The sequence below is a fragment of the Halegenticoccus soli genome (assembly GCF_002844195.1).
Taxonomy (GTDB): Archaea; Halobacteriota; Halobacteria; order Halobacteriales; family Haloferacaceae; genus Halegenticoccus; species Halegenticoccus soli.
Genome location: NZ_PEND01000001.1, coordinates 884,505 through 902,380 on the forward strand (window position 1 = coordinate 884,505; position 17,876 = coordinate 902,380).

Below are 17,876 nucleotides of genomic sequence, written 5' to 3' on the forward strand. Positions count from 1 at the left end.
ATAACAAGAAATAATAATCGAATATATATTACGTTACGTCGAAAAGGGGGAAACAGGCAGATAACGGCAACTTCCACGCCGGCGGTTATGACAACCAATTCACTACAACAGTGGTAGTAACGTTTACCGAAAATATAAATAATCGCTCTACCAAGCAGACGACTGTAATGGTTGACAGTGACTTACATGACGACGCGCGTCGGAACGGAGTGTCGCGCCGGCGGTTCGTACAGGCCGCGGGAGCGTCCGGTGTCGCCCTCGGTCTGGCAGGGTGCATCGGCGGGAACCCGAACGACGGCGGCTCCGGCGGGAACACTTCCCCGATCAACACCGAGGCCCCGAGCGGTGACGTAAAGATCCAGTGGGCGGCCGACTCGCGGGTCGCCGAGAACAGCGACCGCATCATGGAGGCGCTGCGGAACGCCGGCCTCCCGGACAACATCAACCTGGAGATCCTCGCCGGCTCGCAGGTCACGGACAACCGCCAGTCGCAGTATCAGACCTGGCTCAACTCCGGCCGCGAGGAACCCGCGCTCCTGATGATGGACAGCGGGTGGACGATCCCGTTCATCGTCCGCGACCAGATCCAGAACCTCAGCCAGTCCCTCCCGAACGACTGGATCAAGCAGGTCGAGAACAACTACTTCCAGGCCAGCGTCGACACGGCGAAGCACCCGGACAGCGGCGACCTGTTCGGCATCCCGCTGTTCCCGGACTTCCCGACGATCCAGTACCGGAAAGACCTCGTGACGCAGGCCGGCTACGACCCCGAGGGTCAGAACTGGGCGACGGAGTCCATGTCCTGGAAGGACTTCTCGGCCATGATCAAGGACACGATGGAGCAGACGAACACCCAGCAGGGCTTCAACTTCCAGGCCAGCGTCTACGAGGGCCTCTCCTGCTGTGACTTCAACGAGTTCATGTCCTCGTTCGGCGGCGCGTACTTCGGCGGCCTCGACAACCTCTTCGGGCCGGTCGGCGACCGCCCGATCACGGTCGACGAGGACCCCGTCGTCCAGTCGATCCGGATGGTCCGGACGTTCATCCACGGCAGCGACGACCAGCACGCCCTCGACGGCTACGCGGGCAACATCTCGCCCGAAGCGGTCCTCCAGTGGGTCGAGGACTCCTCGAAGGCCCCGTTCGACAACGGGAACGCCGTCGCGCTGCGCAACTGGCCGTACTCCATCGTCGAGAACGGCGCGGAGGAGAACTACGGCGAGGATCTCGGCGTGATGCCGATCCCGTGGGGCGTCAAACCGGATCAGGCTAAGTACGAGGGAACCGGCGGGCCGGTCGCGGCGCTCGGCGGGTGGCACATGACCATCAACCCGAACGCCAGCGACGACGCGAAGTCCGCCGCGGCGAACGTCATCAAGGCGATGATGACCGAGGACTTCAAGCTCAAGATCTTCGAGATCATGGGCTGGATTCCGCCGGAGCCGAAGCTGCTCAACTCCCAGCGGGCGAAGAAAGTGCCGGTCATCGGCCGCTATCTCGAACCGCTTCGGGTCGCCGGCGAGAACGCGATCCCGCGGCCCGTGACCGCCGTCTGGACGCAGCAGTCCGGCAAGATCGCCCAGCAGGTCAACGCGGCGTACGCGCAGAAGAAGGCCCCGAAGCAGGCGATGACGGAGCTGAAGAGCCAGCTGCAGGACATCGAGAACAACGCCTAAGGTTCTCGACACAGTCTTTCACTATTGTTACCAATGGCCACAGAACAAGAATCCCAGCAGGCCATACGCGACAGCGGCCGCTCGGGACCGTACGTCGCCGCCGTGCGATGGATGGAGTCCCTGAGCGAGACGCAGTTCGCGTACCTCCTGCTCACGCCGGCGCTCCTGTTGCTCCTGGTGATCGCCGTCTATCCCCTCGTGACGACGTTCGGCATGTCGTTGTTCGCGGACGCGATCGCCGGGAGCGCGAACCTCGGTGAGTTCGTCGGTCTCCAGAACTACGTCGAACTGCTCACGAACGAGAAGACGTACGCGCTGCCGTCGGCGTTCGTCCCCACGGGGCTCTCGACGGGAGCGCTCCTCAGCAGCGCCCTGACCGTCACGCTGATCTTCACGCTCTTCAGCGTGTTCTTCGAGACGATCATCGGGTTCGGGCAGGCGCTCGTGCTGGACCAGGACTTCCGCGGCCGTCGCTGGGTCCGGGTCGCCATCATCATCCCGTGGGCGGTGCCCATCGTCATCCAGGGGATGATCTTCTACCTGCTGTTCCAGCCGGGGATCGGATTCCTGGTGGGCACGCCGGAGAACCCGGCGCTGCTCAACCAGCTCGGAGTCATCGGGTTCACGCCGCTGGCGAACACGGCGGACTCGCTTCTCATCATCACGGTCGCCGACATCTGGAAGACGTCGGCGTTCATGGCGCTTCTCATCCTCGCGGGGCTCCAGAGCATCGACCGCTCGCTGTACGACGTCGCGCGGGTCTCCGGCGCCTCCCCGTGGCAGCAGTTCAAGATGATCACCCTGCCGCTCATCCTGCCGACGGTGCTCGTGGCGATGCTGTTCCGCACCATCGCGGCGATGCGCGTCTACGGGATCATCGAGACGACGTCCAGCTGTCAGACGGTTCCCTCCCTGTCGTGTCTCGTGGTAACGAGCTTCAACCAGCGGCTGTACGGCACGTCGGCGACCGTCGCCTTCGTAACGGCGGCCATCATCGGCGTGGTCGTGTCGATCTACATCGTCAAGTTCGCGGACGCCGAAGGAGGTGCGTTCTGATGTCGAGCGAATCTCGGACCGACGGCGGACAGACCACCACGATAGAGGACCGCCCGCTCAAGCGCGGCCCGTTCAGCCGCTGGGTCGAGAACTCGATCAAGAACCCGCAGCGCGTCTACCGGTCGATGTTCTACGTCGTGACGGTGTTCTTCCTGCTCACGACGCTGTTCCCGTTCTACTGGCTGGTGGTGCTCGCGGTCACGCCGCCGCGGCTCCTGTCCGGCGTGGGACTGTACCCCCCGGGATTCAACCCCGAGTCGTTCCTCATCGTCTTTGAGCGCGTGCCGTTCCACTGGTTCATGTTCAACAGCTTCGTGCTCGGGATCATGACGACGGTCATCGTCCTGGTGCTGGCCAGCCTCGCGGGCTACGTCTTCGGCCGGCTGCGGTTCCCCGGCAAGACCCCGCTCATGCTCGCGATTCTCGCCATCTCCTACTTCCCGCCGGCGGCGTTCCTGCTGCCGCTCTTCGAGCTGTTCACGGGGAACGTCGGCGCGGTCATCGGGGGCGTGTACATCCACAGCCCGGACCTGTTCAACACGCCGTGGCCGATGGTGCTACCGTTCAGCGCGCTGTTCATGCCGCTGTCGATCTTCATCCTCACGACGTTCTACGGGCAGATCCCAGACGGCCTGGAGGACGCCGCCCGCGTCGAGGGGACGACGCGGCTCGGCGCGCTGTTCCGCGTGATCGTCCCGCTGTCGGCGCCGGGCGTCGCGACCGCCGGCGTCCTCACGTTCATCTCGGTGTACAACGAGTTCTTCTTCTCGTTCCTGATGAACAACGGCGAGGCGGAGAACTGGGCGCCGATCGTGGGCGGTATCCTGGGACTGCAGGGGCAGTTCGACACGCCCTATCATCTTATGGCCGCGGCGAGCGTAATTGGAGTGCTCCCCGTCGCCATCCTGGTGATCATCGCACAGGAAAAGATCGTAAGCGGCCTCACTGCGGGGGCGCTCAAGGAGTGATCCACAATGGGTGACGTTAAACTCGAACACGTAACGAAGCGGTACGACGACGTAACGGCTGTCGACGACATGAACATGCACGTCCGAGACGGGGAATTCGTCTGCCTCGTCGGTCCCTCGGGCTGCGGCAAGTCCACCACCATGGAGATGGTCGCAGGGCTCACCATGCCCACCGAGGGCGACATCTACATCAGCGGGACCAACGTGACCAACCTCCCGCCGAAGGACCGGGGCGTCGCGATGGTGTTCCAGAACATCGCGCTGTTCCCGCACATGAACGTCTACAAGAACATCAGCTTCGGGCTGCGCCTGCGCGACTACGACGACGAGGAGATCGACCGCCGCGTCGAACGCGCCGCCGAGATCGTCCAGCTCGAAGGCATGCTCGAGCGCATGCCCGACGAGATGTCCGGCGGCCAGCGCCAGCGCGTCGCCATCGCCCGCGCGATCGTCCGCAACCCCGAGGTGTTCCTGATGGACGAGCCGCTGGCGAACCTCGACGCGAAACTCCGCGTCCACATGCGCACCGAACTCCAGCGCCTCCACAAGGAACTGGACACGACGATCATCTACGTGACGCACGACCAGGCCGAGGCGATGACCATGTCGGATCGCATCGCCGTGATCGACAGCGGCCAGCTCCAGCAGATCGACCCGCCGCTGACGTGCTACAACGAGCCGGCGAACCTGTTCGTCGCGGGCTTCATCGGCTCGCCCGCGATGAACTTCGTCGACGGGCGACTCACCGACGCTGGCTTCGAGTCGAAGAACTTCAGCGTCGAGTTCGATCCGGCCGACCTTGGCCTCGACGCGGGCACCGACGTGACGCTGGGGATCCGCCCCGAGGACGTCTACCTGGCCGACGAGCGCGAGTCGGTGGGCGACCCGACGATGGTGATCGACGCGGTGACCGACGTGCTCGAACCGATGGGCGACGAGATCTTCGTCTACCTCCTGTTGTCGGAGGACGCTGAGACCGGCATGGACGCGCAGGACTCGCCGGATCAACTCCTCATGAGCGTCGACCCCGACAGCGCCATCGAGGAGGACGAGAACGTCGACGTCGTGCTCGACCGCAGCCGGGTCCACCTCTTCGACACGTCGTCCGGCGAGGCGCTCCTGCACGGGCTCGTCGCGCCGGCGCAGGCCGAAGGTGTTACGGAGACGGAGGCCGAAAGCGACGACTGAGAATGGTCACGGAACTCGGATGGATCTACCTCGGCGGGATGACGCTCCTGTTTTTCTTCTGGGCGTACGGCATCGTCTCGTTCGCGTTAGATGTAAAGAACGTGTACGTCCCGAAGGGCAGACAGTTCATCCGAGGCCGCCGCCGCATCAAAGAGCAGCGGAAAGAAGAAGAGGAGCGCGAGGAGCGAGAGCGCCAGTTGTACTGACGAATCGCGTAACGAGACACTTAACAACCGCTGTAGTGAAGCGAGAACAACGATGAATTCGGGCGAACCAGTCCGGGTCGGTATTGTCGGCCTGGGAAACATCGGGCACTACCACGCAGATCGGCTCCTCGAACTGCAGGCTGATCTCGTGGGGGGGATGGACATCAAACCGGAGGCGCGTCGGCGGTTCGCCGAGAAGTACGGCGTCGAGACGTACGAGGACACCGCCGAGATGTTCGCCGAGGCGGACGCGGTCATCATCACCACCCCCAACCGTTTCCACGAGGAGTACACCGTGGCCGCGCTCGAAGCCGGGCTGGACGTGCTGCTGGAGAAGCCGCTCGCCCACACGCTCGAAAGCGCCGAGCGCATCGCCGCCGCCGCGCGGGCAGCCGACGGGTTTTGCATGGTCGGATTCAACTACCGCTTCGCCAACCCGATCAACGTAATCAAACATTACCAGCGCTCCGGCCGGTTCGGCGACGTCCAACACATCGAGGCGAACTACGTCCGCCGCCGCGGCATTCCGGGCCGCGGCTCGTGGTTCACGAGCAAGGAGGTCGCCGGCGGCGGTGCCCTCATCGACATCGGCGTCCACGCGGTCGACCTCGCACTGTACTTCCTCGACTTCCCCGAGGTGGTCGAGGTGACGGGCGTCACCCGCTCGCAGTTCGGCGACCGCGACGACTACGCCTTCGTCGAGATGTGGGGCGAGGACACCGGGGCGGAGGGCTTCAACGTCGACGACTCCGCGAGCGCGTTCATCCGCTGCGACGACGGCAAGACGGTGAGCCTGGAGGTCGCCTGGGCGACGAACCGCCCGACGAACGACGAGTTCATCGTCCGGGGCACCCAGGCCGGCGCGCGGTTCGACCGCGACGCGCACGAGCTCACCATCTACGAGTCGAGCAAGGGCGGCACGGATCACCTGAGCGACACGGACATCGAAACGCAGCCCAACGACACCCACAAGTCCGAACAGCAGCTGTTCCTCGCCGCCGTCGCCGCGGGCGAACGCCCCGGACGAAACACGGTCGATCAGGCGCTGGCGGTCCAGCGCGTCATCGACGCCATCTACCGCTCCTCCGCGGAGGGGCGGGCGATCCAGCTCGACGTCGAGCCCGAGGCGACCCTCGAACAGTAACCGCGGGGGCGAGGAGCATCCCGTCGGACCGCCCCTCGCCGAGTCGGCAGTCAGACAGGTATCCTGAAGTTTTATTCAAACAGTTGTTGTAACTCCGCGCATGGACGTGGGAGTGCTTACCGTCCCCCTCGGGGACCAGTCACTCGAAGCGGCGTTCGAATACCTCTCCGGACTCGGCGTCGGCGCGGTCGAGATCGGCTGCGGCGGCTACCCCGGCGAGGACCACATCGACAGAGAGCGGTACCTCGACGACGAGGAGGCGCGCGCGGAGCTGTCCGACTTACTCGACGAGTACGACCTGTACGTGAGCGCGCTGGCGACGCACAACAACCCGCTGCACCCGGACGACGAGCGGGCGGCGGAGGCCGACCGCGAGCTGCGCGAGGCGATCGAGCTCGCCTCTCGGCTCGACGTCGACGCGGTGACGTGTTTTTCGGGGTTGCCCGGCGGTGGCCCGACCGACGAGGTGCCCAACTGGATTACGGCACCGTGGCCGACCGAGCACGCCGACGCCCACGAGTACCAGTGGGACGTCGCCACCGGCTACTGGCGCGACCTGGCCGAGCACGCCGAGGCGCACGAGGTGGACGTGGCGATCGAGATGCACCCGAACATGCTCGTGTACGAGCCGACCGGGATGCTGCGGTTGCGCGAGGCGACCAACGAGCGGGTCGGCGCGAACTTCGATCCGTCGCACCTGTACTGGCAGGGGATCGACGTGACGGAAGCGATCCGCTTCCTCGGCGAACACGACGCCGTCCACCACTTCCACGCCAAGGACACCAAGGTCTACGGCGCGAACGCCCGGCTCAAGGGCGTCCTCGACACGACCGCCTACACCGAGGAGCTCGACCGCTCGTGGCTGTTCCGGTCGGTGGGGTACGGCCACGGCGAGGAGCACTGGAAGGACGTGGTGAGCGCCCTCAGGATGATCGGGTACGACGGCGCGCTCTCGATCGAACACGAGGACTCGCTCACCTCCTCGCGCGAGGGCCTCGAAAAGGCGATCGAGGTGCTGCAACGCTCGGTCTTCGAAACCACCCCCGGGGAGGCGTACTGGGCGGAATGAGCGCCTCAGAACCCCTCACCGTCGGCGTCCTCGGCTACCGGTTCATGGGCAAGGCCCACTCGAACGCGCTGGCCCGCCTGCCGATGTTCTTCCCGGACGCGCCCGCCGTCGAGCGACACACCCTGATCGGCCGGCAGGAGGAGCCGCTGCGCGAGGCGGCCGAGCGCTTCGGCTTCGAGCACGTCGCCACCGACTGGGAGGACGTGATCGACGAGGTCGACGTGTTCTACAACCTCGGGCCGAACTTCGTCCACGCCGAGCCGTCGATCGCGGCGCTCGACGCCGGGACGCACGTCTTCTGCGAGAAGCCGCTCGCGCCCACGCTGGAGGAGGCGGAGGCGATGCGCGACGCCGCGGCCGGGAGCGACGCGCTCGCGGGCTGCGCGTTCAACTACCGGTTCGTCCCCGCCATCCGGTACGCGAAAGGACTGATCGCCGACGGCGCGCTCGGGGAGATCCATCACGTCCGCGGGCGGTACCTGCAGGACTGGCTGGTCGACCCCGACGCGCCGTGGAGCTGGCGGAACGACGAGGAGCTGGCAGGCAGCGGCGCGCTGGGCGACCTCGGGTCGCACACGATCGACCTCGCGCGGTTCCTCGTCGGCGATCAGGTGGGCGACATCGCGCGGATCAGCGGGCACCTCCGGACGTTCGTCGACGAGCGGCCGGTCGAGGGCGAAGACGAGACGCGGCCGGTGACGGTCGACGACGCGTACAGCGCGCAGGCAGCGTTCGAAAGCGGCGCGATGGCGACGTTCGAGGCCTCCAGATTCGCCACCGGGCACAAGAACGACCACACTATCGAGATCCACGGCAGCGACGGGAGCCTGCGGTTCTCGCTCGAACGGCTGAACGAACTCGAATACAAGGGACCGGACCAGCGGGGGTACGAGACGGTCCTCGTCACCGACGAGTCGGACCCGTACGTCGCCCACTGGTGGCCGCCAGGGCACGTCATCGGCTGGGAGCACACGTTCGTCCACGAGAACTACGAGTTCCTGACGAGCATCGCGGACGGCACGGACTTCTCCCCGTCGTTCGAGGACGGTTACCGGGTCCAGCGGGTGCTCGACGCCATCGAACGGAGTGATGAAACCGGCGAATGGGTCACGCTCGCGTGACGGCGCGAGCGCGCCGGTGAACGAACCGGATGGCGATCCGGTTCAGAACTCGTGGACGCCCTGGTCCGTGATCACCTCGTCGACGAGATCCACGGGCGTGGCGTCGTAAGCGGGGTTCTCGATCGCGATTCCCTCGGTCGGTTCGAGGAGGACCTCGCTGCCCGGACGGTACTCGTTCTCGAAGGCGAAGCCGTCCTCGATGACCTTCGCGCCGGAGCCGACGACGGTGACCGGGACGCCCACCCGCGTGGCGGTTGCCACGATCGGGAACGTGCCGACGCGGTTGTAGAGGGTGTCGTCGACGATGCAGTCCATCCCGAGGATCACCCGATCGCACGCTTCGAGGAACAGCCCGCACGATCCGTCGACGAGGAGGTGCGGGTCGACGCGGTCGATGCCGGCGAGCGTGCGGGCGGTCTTCCGGCCGAGGTACCGCGGCCTGGCCTCGGTCACGTAGGCGGTGAGGTCCGCGCCCTTGCCCGCGGCCGTCTCGATCGCTTCGAGCACCGTCGAGGAGTAGTCGTGGGTGAGGAACGTCTCGCCGTCGACGAACGTCTCGGCGGCGTTCTCGGCGGCCCGCCGCTTCGCGGTGTTGATGTCCTCGACGACCCGTTCGATGGTCGAGCGGGTCACCTTCTTCGCCGACTCGACCGTGTCCGCCCGCCCGACGACGCTGCGCGTGACCTCCCGCATCGCGTTGTGCAGGGAGGCGTGAGAGGGGTTCGCCCGCCGCAGCGCCCCGGCGTTGTGTTCGAGGTCGCGTTCGAACTCCTCGACGGTGGCGTACTCGCGGCCGAGCAGATCCTCGAGCGAGCGCGTGGCCTTCACGGCGACGACCGAGGAGCTGTGGGTCTGCATCTCCCTGATCTCCTCGATGGTCTCGTCGATCATATGAGAGCAGTCCGTCTATCGAGGCAAAGAGTTTCCGGGAGGGGGGCCGCGGATCCGGCGGTTCGATCGCCCGGCGGCGCGCGGGCGGATCCTCCAGCGAGTGATTTGGAGCGGGAGCCGAACCCCGAACGGGTTCGGTCGGCCCCTCGCCGGTCGCCGAACCGCCGACCGCGCGGGCGGAACCGGGAGAGCCGACTCGATCCCCGCGACGTAACTCATATCAGTTACGTCCCCCCCGTTTCGTCCCGCTGATTTAAGAAGATCCGCGCGAACGTTCCGATATAATGCTGACGGACGACTTCGGCCGCGAGGTGACCGGGGTCCGGGTCTCTCTCACCGACCGGTGCAACTTCGACTGCGTCTACTGTCACAACGAGGGGCTGGGGGACACGCGGGGACCGATGGAGCCGCAGGACAGCGAGATGAGCGCCGACGACGTCGTTCGCTTCCTGGAGGTCGTCGAGGAGTTCGGGGTGCGGAAGGTGAAGTTCACCGGCGGGGAGCCGATGCTCCGGGAGGACTTGGAGGAGATCGTTCGGCGGACGCCCGACTCGATGGAGACCTCGCTGACGACGAACGGCACGTTCCTGCCGGGGCGCGCGACGGCGCTGAAGCGGGCGGGCCTCGAACGGGTGAACGTCTCGCAGGACGCCCTCGATCCCAAAGCGTTCGCCGAGATCACGAAGTCCGGCGCGTACGATCGCGTGATAGAGGGCGTCGAGGCCGCGCTCGACGCCGGGCTCGACCCGGTGAAGCTCAACATGGTCGTGTTCGAGCACACGGCGGGCTACGTCGAGGGGATGGTCGAGCACGTCGCCGAGAACGACGGCCTCCAGCTCCAGCTGATCGAGTACATGCCCGAGCTCACGGGCAAGCCCGAGTGGAGCATCGACATCCAGCGCGTGCACGACTGGCTCGCGGACATCGCCGACCGGGTCGAGACGCGCGACATGCACGGCAGGAAGCGCTACTGGGTGAACGGCGACGCGGGCGGAAGCTCGTCGGAAAGCGGGATGGTCGAGATCGTCGACCCCGTCGGCAACGAGAACTTCTGCGCGAACTGCCACCGCGTCCGCGTGACCCACGAGGGCTACCTCAAGGGCTGTCTCAACCGGAACGACGACCTCCGGCCCATGGGCGAGATGACGAGAGAGGAGATCCGCGAGGCGTTCCGCGAGGTCGTGTCGAACCGCGTCCCCTACTACGGCGAGTACCTCGTCCGCGACGAGCGGGGCGAGTGGACGATCAACGAGAAGTACATCGGCGCGTAGGGAGATCCCGAACGTCACCGGCAAAGACTCTTCTCCCGGGCGCGCGAGGAACCCCACACCGTGGCTCCGACCGACATTCCGACCGAGGGCGACGTGTTGACCTACGCCCGGACGTTCACCGAGGCGGAGGTCCGCGAGTTCGCCGACCTCTCGAACGACTGCGGCGAGCACCACGTCGAGCCGGACGAGAACGGCCGCCTCGTGGTCCACGGCCTGTTGACCGCGACCCTGCCGACGAAGATCGGCGGCGACCTCGACGTGCTCGCCCGTTCGATGACCTTCGAGTTTCACCGCCCCGTCTACGCCGGGGAGACGATCGCCTGCGAGGTGACGATAGAGCGCGTCGAGGAGTCGGCGGGGCGCGCCGACCTCGACGCGTCCGTCGTCTGCCGGAACGGGGCCGGGGAGGAAGTGCTGACGGGGGCGTTCGACGGCGTGATCCTCGGGTAGCTCATCGGGAGTACCGGAGGAGTGGGTAGCTCATCGGGAGCATCGGAGGAGTGCAGCGATTCCCGGCGAAGAACCGAGAGACACCACCCAGGGACGGCTTCGGAACCGCCGGCTGGCTCCGATACTCCCTATCAGTCGTCCGCCGCCCGCTCCTCGGCCCGCTCGCCGAGCAGTTCCGCGCGGTGTTCGTCGAGCAGCGGCGCCCGTCCGCCCGGTTCCGGCGGAGTCGCGGTCATCTTGATCGGCTGGCCCGCGATCGTGACGCACCGGTCCGCCCCCGGCTGTTCGACCTCGACGAGCATGTCGCGGGCGCGGACGTGGGGATCCTCGAACACGTCGGCCGTGTCCTGGACGCGCTCGCAGGGGATGGAGCCGACGAGCGCGTCCGTCACCTCCTCGCAGGTCCGGTCGCGCGTCCAGGCGGCGATCTCCTCGCGGAGCGCCTCGCGGTTCCGGAGGCGGGCCGACGCGTCGGGGTAGTCGGCGGCGAGGCCCGGTCGATCCATCGCCTCGCAGAGGGCCCGCCAGTGGTTGTCGCCGAAGGCGGCGATCACGACGTGCCCGTCGTCGGCCTCGAAGGCGTCGTAGGGAAACAGCGTCGGGTGGGAGTTCCCCTGCCGCGTGGGGGGTTCGCCGGTGTACGAGTACTGGTAGACGGCCCGCTCGCAGAGGCTGACGATGCTGTCGTACATCGCGGTGTCGACGAACTGCCCCTCGCCGGTCCGCTCGCGGTGGTGGACCGCTGCGAGGACGCCGACCGCGTTGAGCGCGGCGGTGAACAGGTCGCCGATCCCGGGGCCGACCTTCGTCGGGGGGCCGTCCTCCGGACCGGTGATCTCCATCACCCCGCCCAGCGCCTGCGCGATGAGGTCGAACGAGGGCTGGCCCTGGCGCTCGGTCGCGCCGGTCAGGGGGTCGCCGAAGCCGCGGATGGCCGAGTAGATCAGCTCCGGGTTGCGCTCGCGGAGCGTTTCGTACCCCAGCCCGAACCGCTCCATCGTGCCGGCGCGGTAGTTCTCGACGACCACGTCCGCCGTCTCGACGAGCGAGAGGAAGTCCTCGCGGCCGCGCTCGCTCCCGAGGTCGAGTTCGACGCTCCGCTTGCCGCGGTTGACGCTCTGGAAGTAGCCGCCGTACGGCTCGTCCGCGGAGGCGACGAACGGCGGGTTCGGCCGGATGAGGTCGCCGCCGGGGCGCTCGACCTTCACCACGTCCGCGCCGAGATCGGCGAGGAGCATTGTGCAGTACGGTCCCGCGAGCACCTGCGTCAGATCGAGCACGCGGAGGTCTGAGAGTGCGCCCATGCGATCGGCGTCGGCCATGAGTACCAAAAACCTTCCCTATTGATCATGTAGAATGCGTCGATGTGTCACACCGCCTCTCGAAGGTGTTTTAGGAATATTATCATGAAAAATCGTTAGGTTTATTTCTAACATCACGGTTGTTCATGATGAATGCCGCGAACAGTCATCCTCGGCGTCATCGGTTCCGACGCGCACGTGGTCGGGATCACGATTCTGGAACAGGCGTTCGACGCGGCCGGGTTCGACGTGGTGAACCTCGGCGTGCAGACCTCCCAGGAGGAGTTCGTAGAGGCGGCGCTCGCACGCGACGCGGAGGCGGTCCTGGTCTCCTCGCTCTACGGACACGCCGCGCAGGACTGCCGCGGGTTCCACGAGCGGCTCGCCGAGGCGGGTCTCGGCGACCTGACGACGTACATCGGGGGCAACCTCGCCGTCGGACAGGACGACCCCGAGGAGACCCGCGAGCGCTTCGAGGCGATGGGCTTCACGCGGGTGTTCGACTCGGAGACCGAGCCGGAGGAGGCCATCGAGGCGCTCCGGGTCGACCTCGAAATCCCGCCGACGGAGTCGGAGCGCGACCCGGTCAGGGCCAGGACGTGATGGTCCGAGACGAGAAGCTCTCCGAGTCGGAGCTGCGGCGCGTCGCCGACGATCTCAGGGGCGACTGGCCGACCGCCGAGGCGGTCGACTTCCGGGAGTCCGTCGAGTACCACGAGGCGCTTCCGCCGTCGAAGCGGTTCGCCGAGGTGCTCGAATCCGCCGATCGACCGCTGCTGCAGCCCCGCGCGGGCGTTCCGCGGCTCGACGACCAGGTCCGCCTCCTGACGCACCTCCTGGAGGACGGCCGCGCCGACCTGCTGCCGACGACAATCGACTCCTACACCCGCGACAACGAGTACGCGAAGGCCCAGGAGGGGCTGGAGGAGGCCCGCGAGACGGGCGAGGACACGCTCAACGGCTTTCCGGCGGTCAACCACGGCGTCGACGGCTGCCGGGAGCTGATAGAGCGGATCGACGGTCCCGTCGAGGTCCGCCACGGCACGCCCGACGCCCGCCTGCTCGCGATGGTGACGTTCGCCGGCGGGTTCCAGTCGTTCGAGGGCGGGCCGGTGTCGTACAACATCCCGTACACGAAGCGGCGCGACCTCGCGGAGACGATCGAGCACTGGCAGTTCGTCGACCGCCTCGCGGGGCTGTACACCGAGTTCGGCGTCCGGATCAACCGCGAGCCGTTCGGCCCGCTCACCGGGACGCTCGTGCCGCCCTGCATCGCCATCGCGGTCATGCTGATCGAGGGGCTGCTCGCCGCCACCCAGGGCGTTCGAAGCGTCACTCTCGGCTACGGCCAGGTCGGCAATCTCGTCCAGGACGTGGCGGCGCTGCGCGCGCTCCGGGCGCTCGGCGAGGAGTACCTGCCCGACGAGGTGGCGGTCACGACGGTCTTTCACGAGTGGATGGGCGGCTTCCCGCCGGACGAGGCCCGCGCGAACGGCGTCATCGGCCTCGGCGGCGCGACGGCGGCGGTCGCAGAGCCCGACAAGGTCATCACGAAGTCGCCGCAGGAGTTCCGCGGCGTTCCCACGATGGAGGCCAACGCCGCCGGCCTCCGCACCACGCGACAGCTCATCGACATGCTCGCAGAACAGGAGATCACCCTCGACGGAGTTGACGACGAACAGGCGTTCATCGAACGATCGACCCGCTGCCTCGTGGACGCGGTGCTCGAACGCGGCGACGGCGATGTCGCCGCCGGGACGGTCCGCGCGTTCGAGGCGGGCGCGCTGGACGTGCCGTTCGCCCCGAGCGAGAGCGCGAAGGGCGCGGTGCTGCCCGCCCGCGACGACGACGGCCGGGTGCGGATCCTCGAATTCGGCGATCTCGCGCTCTCCGACGACATCAGGGAGACGCACGCGGCCCGGCTGGACGAGCGGGCCACCACCGAACAGCGCCCGTGCTCGTTCCGCATGGTCGCGGACGACGTGGACGCCATCAGCGAGGGGCGGCTCATCGGCCGCCCCCGGGAGGGCGAATCGTGAGGATCGAGGCGGTCCGCGCGGTGCCGACCGTCGCGGGCTTTTACTTCGACGACCAGCGCGCCATCAAGTCGGGCGCGGAGCGGGACGGCTTCGACTACCGCGGCCCCCCACGGACGCCCGGCTTCCGACGGGTTCGCGAGGCCGGCGAGGCCCTGTCCGTCGAGCTGGAACTCTCGTCGGGAGCGGTCGCGGTCGGCGACTGCGCGGCCGTCCAGTACTCGGGGGCCGGCGGGCGGGATCCGCTGTTCCGGGCCGGCGAGTACCGGTCGGTGATCGATGGGCCGGTCGCGGAGGCGCTGGTCGGCCGCGACCCGCGCGCGTTCGCCGACAACGCCGCCGTCGTCGAGGGGCTCGAACCCGCCGGCGACAGCCTCCACACCGCGATCCGCTACGGCGTCTCGCAGGCGCTCCTCGACGCGGCGGCGCGCGCCGGGGGGACGACGATGACGGACGTGCTCGCCGAAGCGTGCGACGCGACGCCGGCGACCGAGCCGGTTCCGGTGTTCGGCCAGTCCGGAGACGAGCGGCGGGCGAACGCCGAGAAGATGCTCATAAAGCGCGTCCCGGTGCTCCCGCACGGGCTGTTCAACAGCGTCGAGAAGGTCGGCGAGGACGGCGGAAAGCTTGTCGCCTACCTGTCGTGGCTCGCGGAGCGGGCCGACCGGAGAGACGGGTACGAACCGCGCTTCCACGTCGACGTGTACGGCCTCCTCGGCGAGCTGTTCGGCCCGCCGTACGACCGGCCCGCGGTGACGGACTACTTCGCCGACCTCCGCGACGCGGCCGCGCCGTACCCCCTCCAGGTCGAGGGGCCGATGGACGCGGGCGGCCGCGGGAAGCAGATCCGCGCGATGGCCGAACTCCGGGAGGGGCTGCGCGACGCGGGCGTCGCGGTCGACGTCGTCGCCGACGAGTGGTGCAACACCCTCGGCGACGTGCGGGCGTTCGTCGACGCCGGCGCGGCGGACCTCGTGCAGGTGAAGACGCCCGACCTCGGCGGGATCCACCGGAGCGCGGTGGCGGTGCTCGCGTGCCGGGGGACCGACACGCGGGCGTACCTCGGCGGCACGTGCAACGAGACGGACATCTCCGCGCGGGCCTGCGCGCACGTCGCGCTCGCCACCGACGCGGCGCAGGTGCTGGCCAAGCCCGGGATGGGGTTCGACGAGGGGTTCATGATCGTGACGAACGAGATGCGGCGGACGCTCGCCCGCCGCGAGGCCGCCGGCCGGCGGGAGGTGCCCGCCGATGACTGACGATCCGTGGCTCGACGGGATGGCCGGCGCGCTCGGCCGCGCCGACACCCTCGAAAAGGGGACCTACTTCGAGGAGTTCGCCGAGGGGGAGACGATCGAGCACGCGCCCGGCCTCCGGCTCACCCGCGACGGGAACGACCTGTGGACGAGCGGGACGCTCAACCACGACCCGGCGTACTGGCGGCCCGACGCGGCCGCGGACCGCGGCTTCGAGCGGCCGCCGATCCACCCCGACTACCTGCTCGCCTGCACGATGGGGCCGAGCGTCGAGGACCTGAGCGAGAAGGGCGGCTACTTCCTCGGTCGGACGGGCGTCAGGTTCCACCGCGACGCGGTGTACCCCGGCACGGACCTCCGCGTCGAGTCGACGGTGCTCGAAAAGCGGCCCTCCTCGTCTCGCCCCGCCTACGGCATCGTCACGTGGGAGACGACGGGGTTCGACGCCGCCGACGGCGAGCCGCTGTGCTCGTACACCCGGACGAACATGGTGCCGCGCCGGAAGCCCGTCGAGACGGACGGCGGAGAGTCGTCGCGAGGCGGGGAACCGCGAGGTGAGGGATCGTCACGGAGCGAAGGGTCCTCACGGAGCGATCCGGGGGCGAGCGCCGATCCGGACCTCCCGGCGGAACTGCTCTCGCCCGAGGGGCCGCACTTCGAGGACTTCCGCGACGCGCTCGACCGCGCCGAGGGCCGGGACGCCGCCGTCGCCTACCGGCACGAGCGGGGGCGCACGATCGACGACTTCCTCACGGCGGTGTTGCCGCTGCGGACGCTCAACACCGCGAAGCAGCACCACAACGCCGACGCGATGGCCGACTCGCCGTCCGGCGGGATCGTCGCCTACGGCGACGTGACGCGCTCCGTCGCGCTCGGCCACGCGCGGTCCGACGAGGCGACGTACCGCGAGGTCGGGTGCGACGACGAGCGCTTCCACGGCTTCGTGACGAGCGGGGACACGATCTACGGGTTCACCCGCGTCCGCTCGGCCGACCCAATCCGAAACGTCGAAGACGGCCCCGCGGCGGCGCTCCCGGCCGCGGTGGGCGACGAGGTCGGGCGGGTCACCTTCGAGCACTACGCTATCAACCAGCGCGACGAACCGGTCTACTCGGGGACGAGGACCGCGCTCGTCCGACGGCGGTGACCGCGAACCGCCGCGAAACGCAGAAACGCGGACACCAAACGCAGAAACCATGACGACGCAGACGCCGCGGCTCTGCCGCACGTTCCAGACCGCACCGGCCGCCGTTCCGAAGGAGAACACGGCGAAGTACCTCGACTCGGGCCTCGGAAGCGAGGGGTTCGCGAAGCCCGACTGGCTCGTGCCGGACATCGAGGACGGCACCGCCCCCGACATGAAGGCGCGGGCGCTCGAAAACGTGGTCGACCGCCTGCCGGAGGCCGAGTTCGCCGGCGAGATCTGGCCCCGCGTCGAGTGGAGCTACGACGACGACTCCTTCCGCGAGCGCGGCCGCGAGCAGATCGAGACGCTCGTCCGCGAGGTCGGCGAGCACATAGACGGCGTGGTCGTCCCGAAGGTCGGCCGCCTGGCGGACGTGGAGCGCACAGAGCGCGTCGTCGCGGACGCCGAGCGGGAGTACGGCCACCCGGAGGGGTCGATCGGATTGAGCGTCATCGTCGAGACCGCGCGGGCGGTCTCCGACCTCCGGGAGATCGCCGCCTCCGGCGCAAAATCGGGTTCTCGGCTGGAGGGGCTGATCTTCGGCCCGGTCGACTACACGGCCGAGCTGGGCGGCCGGGAGATGGGCGGCGTCGGGCCGGGGTGGGACGCCCTCCTCGCCGCCCTCTCGAACGAGGCGAGCGCGAACGGCCTCGTCGCCGTCGGCGGGCCGTTCGACCGGCTGTTCCGCGAGCGCGCGGGCGTTCGCTTCTACAACGGCGACGCCTACGCCGATCAGGTGGAGCGGGAGGCGCGGGTCGGCCTCGACGGAAGCTGGTCGCTGCACCCCCAGCAGACGGCGCAGGCGAACCGGATCCACATGCCGAGCCCGGACGAGCTCGCCCGCGACGTCCGGCGGATCGAGGAGTTCGAGGCCGCGAGGTCGGCCGGGACGGGCGCGGTGACCGTCGACGGCCAGATGGTCGACGAGGCGACCTACAAGAACTTCAGAAACACGGTCGAGACGGCGCTCGCCATCGAGCGCGCCGCGCCCGAGCAGGCGACGGAGGCGTACGACCCTGACCTGCTCGACCGGGCGCGGGCGCTCGAGGCCTGAGAT

The 17,876-nt window shown here is 68.1% G+C and carries 16 protein-coding genes and 1 pseudogene; 15 read left to right on the forward strand and 2 right to left on the reverse strand.

Features of this window, described 5'->3' with window-relative positions; translation table 11 throughout:
* The first annotated feature begins 167 nt into the window (after positions 1-167).
* The 8 genes and pseudogenes from CNO20_RS04565 (at position 168) to CNO20_RS04600 (ending at position 8,428) form a co-directional block, all read left to right on the forward strand.
* Positions 168-1,676 carry a substrate-binding domain-containing protein gene (locus CNO20_RS04565; RefSeq protein WP_101294881.1) on the forward strand — a complete coding sequence of 503 codons (1,509 nt, stop codon included), beginning with the start codon at positions 168-170 and terminating at the stop codon, positions 1,674-1,676.
* Positions 1,677-1,787: 111 nt separating this feature from the next.
* The gene (locus tag CNO20_RS04570; protein ID WP_199174735.1) at positions 1,788-2,732 is read left to right on the forward strand and encodes a carbohydrate ABC transporter permease; all 945 of its coding nucleotides are present in this window, start codon (positions 1,788-1,790) and stop codon (positions 2,730-2,732) included.
* A complete protein-coding gene (locus CNO20_RS04575; RefSeq protein ID WP_101294885.1) occupies positions 2,732-3,700 on the forward strand; it encodes a carbohydrate ABC transporter permease in 969 nt (322 codons plus the stop codon). The genes CNO20_RS04570 and CNO20_RS04575 overlap by 1 nt, the downstream gene beginning before the upstream one ends.
* Positions 3,701-3,706: 6 nt before the next feature.
* Positions 3,707-4,888, forward strand: coding sequence for an ABC transporter ATP-binding protein (locus tag CNO20_RS04580; RefSeq protein WP_101294887.1), 1,182 nt, complete (start codon positions 3,707-3,709; stop codon positions 4,886-4,888).
* 2 nt (positions 4,889-4,890) lie between these two features.
* Positions 4,891-5,094: a DUF8005 family protein gene (locus CNO20_RS04585; protein WP_101294888.1), complete on the forward strand. Its 204-nt coding sequence runs from the start codon at positions 4,891-4,893 to the stop codon at positions 5,092-5,094.
* A 37-nt stretch (positions 5,095-5,131) separates the two neighbouring features.
* Positions 5,132-6,238, forward strand: a pseudogene (locus tag CNO20_RS04590) (Gfo/Idh/MocA family protein); the annotation flags it as partial.
* A gap of 100 nt (positions 6,239-6,338) precedes the next feature.
* The gene (locus CNO20_RS04595; protein ID WP_101294892.1) at positions 6,339-7,307 is read left to right on the forward strand and encodes a sugar phosphate isomerase/epimerase family protein; all 969 of its coding nucleotides are present in this window, start codon (positions 6,339-6,341) and stop codon (positions 7,305-7,307) included.
* Complete coding sequence (locus CNO20_RS04600) at positions 7,304-8,428, forward strand: Gfo/Idh/MocA family protein (protein ID WP_101294894.1); 1,125 nt, start codon at positions 7,304-7,306, stop codon at positions 8,426-8,428. The genes CNO20_RS04595 and CNO20_RS04600 overlap by 4 nt, the downstream gene beginning before the upstream one ends.
* Before the next feature lie 42 nt (positions 8,429-8,470).
* On the opposite strand, the gene CNO20_RS04605 is transcribed toward CNO20_RS04600, so the two are convergent.
* Positions 8,471-9,319 (reverse strand): eIF2B alpha/beta/delta subunit family protein, encoded by an 849-nt coding sequence (locus CNO20_RS04605; protein WP_101294896.1) that lies wholly within the window; start codon positions 9,317-9,319, stop codon positions 8,471-8,473.
* Positions 9,320-9,603: 284 nt separating this feature from the next.
* Between CNO20_RS04605 and moaA the strand changes: the two genes are divergently transcribed.
* Both moaA and CNO20_RS04615 read left to right on the forward strand, forming a co-directional pair.
* Positions 9,604-10,590, forward strand: a complete 987-nt coding sequence (gene moaA / locus CNO20_RS04610; RefSeq protein ID WP_101294897.1) for a GTP 3',8-cyclase MoaA — start codon at positions 9,604-9,606, stop codon at positions 10,588-10,590.
* A gap of 60 nt (positions 10,591-10,650) precedes the next feature.
* Entirely contained in the window at positions 10,651-11,040 is a 390-nt protein-coding gene (locus CNO20_RS04615; protein ID WP_143423144.1) for an FAS1-like dehydratase domain-containing protein, read from the forward strand.
* Between the two features lie 131 nt (positions 11,041-11,171).
* Here CNO20_RS04615 and mct read toward each other — a convergent pair whose 3' ends face one another.
* A complete protein-coding gene (gene mct / locus CNO20_RS04620; RefSeq protein ID WP_101295033.1) occupies positions 11,172-12,344 on the reverse strand; it encodes a succinyl-CoA:mesaconate CoA-transferase in 1,173 nt (390 codons plus the stop codon).
* Between the two features lie 150 nt (positions 12,345-12,494).
* Here mct and glmS point away from each other — a divergent pair, with 150 nt between their 5' ends.
* Genes glmS through citE form a run of 5 tightly spaced genes read left to right on the forward strand, consistent with a single transcriptional unit; the run spans position 12,495 to position 17,873 of the window.
* Entirely contained in the window at positions 12,495-12,944 is a 450-nt protein-coding gene (gene glmS / locus CNO20_RS04625) for a methylaspartate mutase subunit S (protein ID WP_101294899.1), read from the forward strand.
* Positions 12,944-14,380 carry a methylaspartate mutase subunit E gene (locus CNO20_RS04630; protein ID WP_101294901.1) on the forward strand — a complete coding sequence of 479 codons (1,437 nt, stop codon included), beginning with the start codon at positions 12,944-12,946 and terminating at the stop codon, positions 14,378-14,380. The genes glmS and CNO20_RS04630 overlap by 1 nt, the downstream gene beginning before the upstream one ends.
* On the forward strand, positions 14,377-15,636 hold the full coding sequence (locus CNO20_RS04635; RefSeq protein ID WP_101294902.1) for a methylaspartate ammonia-lyase: 1,260 nt from the start codon (positions 14,377-14,379) through the stop codon (positions 15,634-15,636). Before CNO20_RS04630 ends, CNO20_RS04635 begins: the two co-directional genes overlap by 4 nt.
* A complete protein-coding gene (mch, locus tag CNO20_RS04640) occupies positions 15,629-16,780 on the forward strand; it encodes a 2-methylfumaryl-CoA hydratase (RefSeq protein WP_101294904.1) in 1,152 nt (383 codons plus the stop codon). The genes CNO20_RS04635 and mch overlap by 8 nt, the downstream gene beginning before the upstream one ends.
* Before the next feature lie 49 nt (positions 16,781-16,829).
* Positions 16,830-17,873 (forward strand): L-malyl-CoA/beta-methylmalyl-CoA lyase, encoded by a 1,044-nt coding sequence (citE, locus tag CNO20_RS04645; protein ID WP_101294906.1) that lies wholly within the window; start codon positions 16,830-16,832, stop codon positions 17,871-17,873.
* Positions 17,874-17,876 lie beyond the last annotated feature (3 nt).

What these genes read in the sequence shown, in the direction of transcription:
- CNO20_RS04565 (WP_101294881.1), top strand. Translation starts at nt 168, where the DNA reads ATGGTTGACAGTGACTTACATGACGACGCGCGTCGGAACGGAGTGTCG.
- CNO20_RS04570 (WP_199174735.1), top strand. Translation starts at nt 1,788, where the DNA reads ATGGAGTCCCTGAGCGAGACGCAGTTCGCGTACCTCCTGCTCACGCCG.
- CNO20_RS04575 (WP_101294885.1), top strand. Translation starts at nt 2,732, where the DNA reads ATGTCGAGCGAATCTCGGACCGACGGCGGACAGACCACCACGATAGAG.
- CNO20_RS04580 (WP_101294887.1), top strand. Translation starts at nt 3,707, where the DNA reads ATGGGTGACGTTAAACTCGAACACGTAACGAAGCGGTACGACGACGTA.
- CNO20_RS04585 (WP_101294888.1), top strand. Translation starts at nt 4,891, where the DNA reads ATGGTCACGGAACTCGGATGGATCTACCTCGGCGGGATGACGCTCCTG.
- CNO20_RS04595 (WP_101294892.1), top strand. Translation starts at nt 6,339, where the DNA reads ATGGACGTGGGAGTGCTTACCGTCCCCCTCGGGGACCAGTCACTCGAA.
- CNO20_RS04600 (WP_101294894.1), top strand. Translation starts at nt 7,304, where the DNA reads ATGAGCGCCTCAGAACCCCTCACCGTCGGCGTCCTCGGCTACCGGTTC.
- CNO20_RS04605 (WP_101294896.1), bottom strand. Translation starts at nt 9,319, where the DNA reads ATGATCGACGAGACCATCGAGGAGATCAGGGAGATGCAGACCCACAGC.
- moaA (WP_101294897.1), top strand. Translation starts at nt 9,604, where the DNA reads ATGCTGACGGACGACTTCGGCCGCGAGGTGACCGGGGTCCGGGTCTCT.
- mct (WP_101295033.1), bottom strand. Translation starts at nt 12,344, where the DNA reads ATGGGCGCACTCTCAGACCTCCGCGTGCTCGATCTGACGCAGGTGCTC.
- glmS (WP_101294899.1), top strand. Translation starts at nt 12,495, where the DNA reads ATGCCGCGAACAGTCATCCTCGGCGTCATCGGTTCCGACGCGCACGTG.
- CNO20_RS04630 (WP_101294901.1), top strand. Translation starts at nt 12,944, where the DNA reads ATGGTCCGAGACGAGAAGCTCTCCGAGTCGGAGCTGCGGCGCGTCGCC.
- mch (WP_101294904.1), top strand. Translation starts at nt 15,629, where the DNA reads ATGACTGACGATCCGTGGCTCGACGGGATGGCCGGCGCGCTCGGCCGC.
- citE (WP_101294906.1), top strand. Translation starts at nt 16,830, where the DNA reads ATGACGACGCAGACGCCGCGGCTCTGCCGCACGTTCCAGACCGCACCG.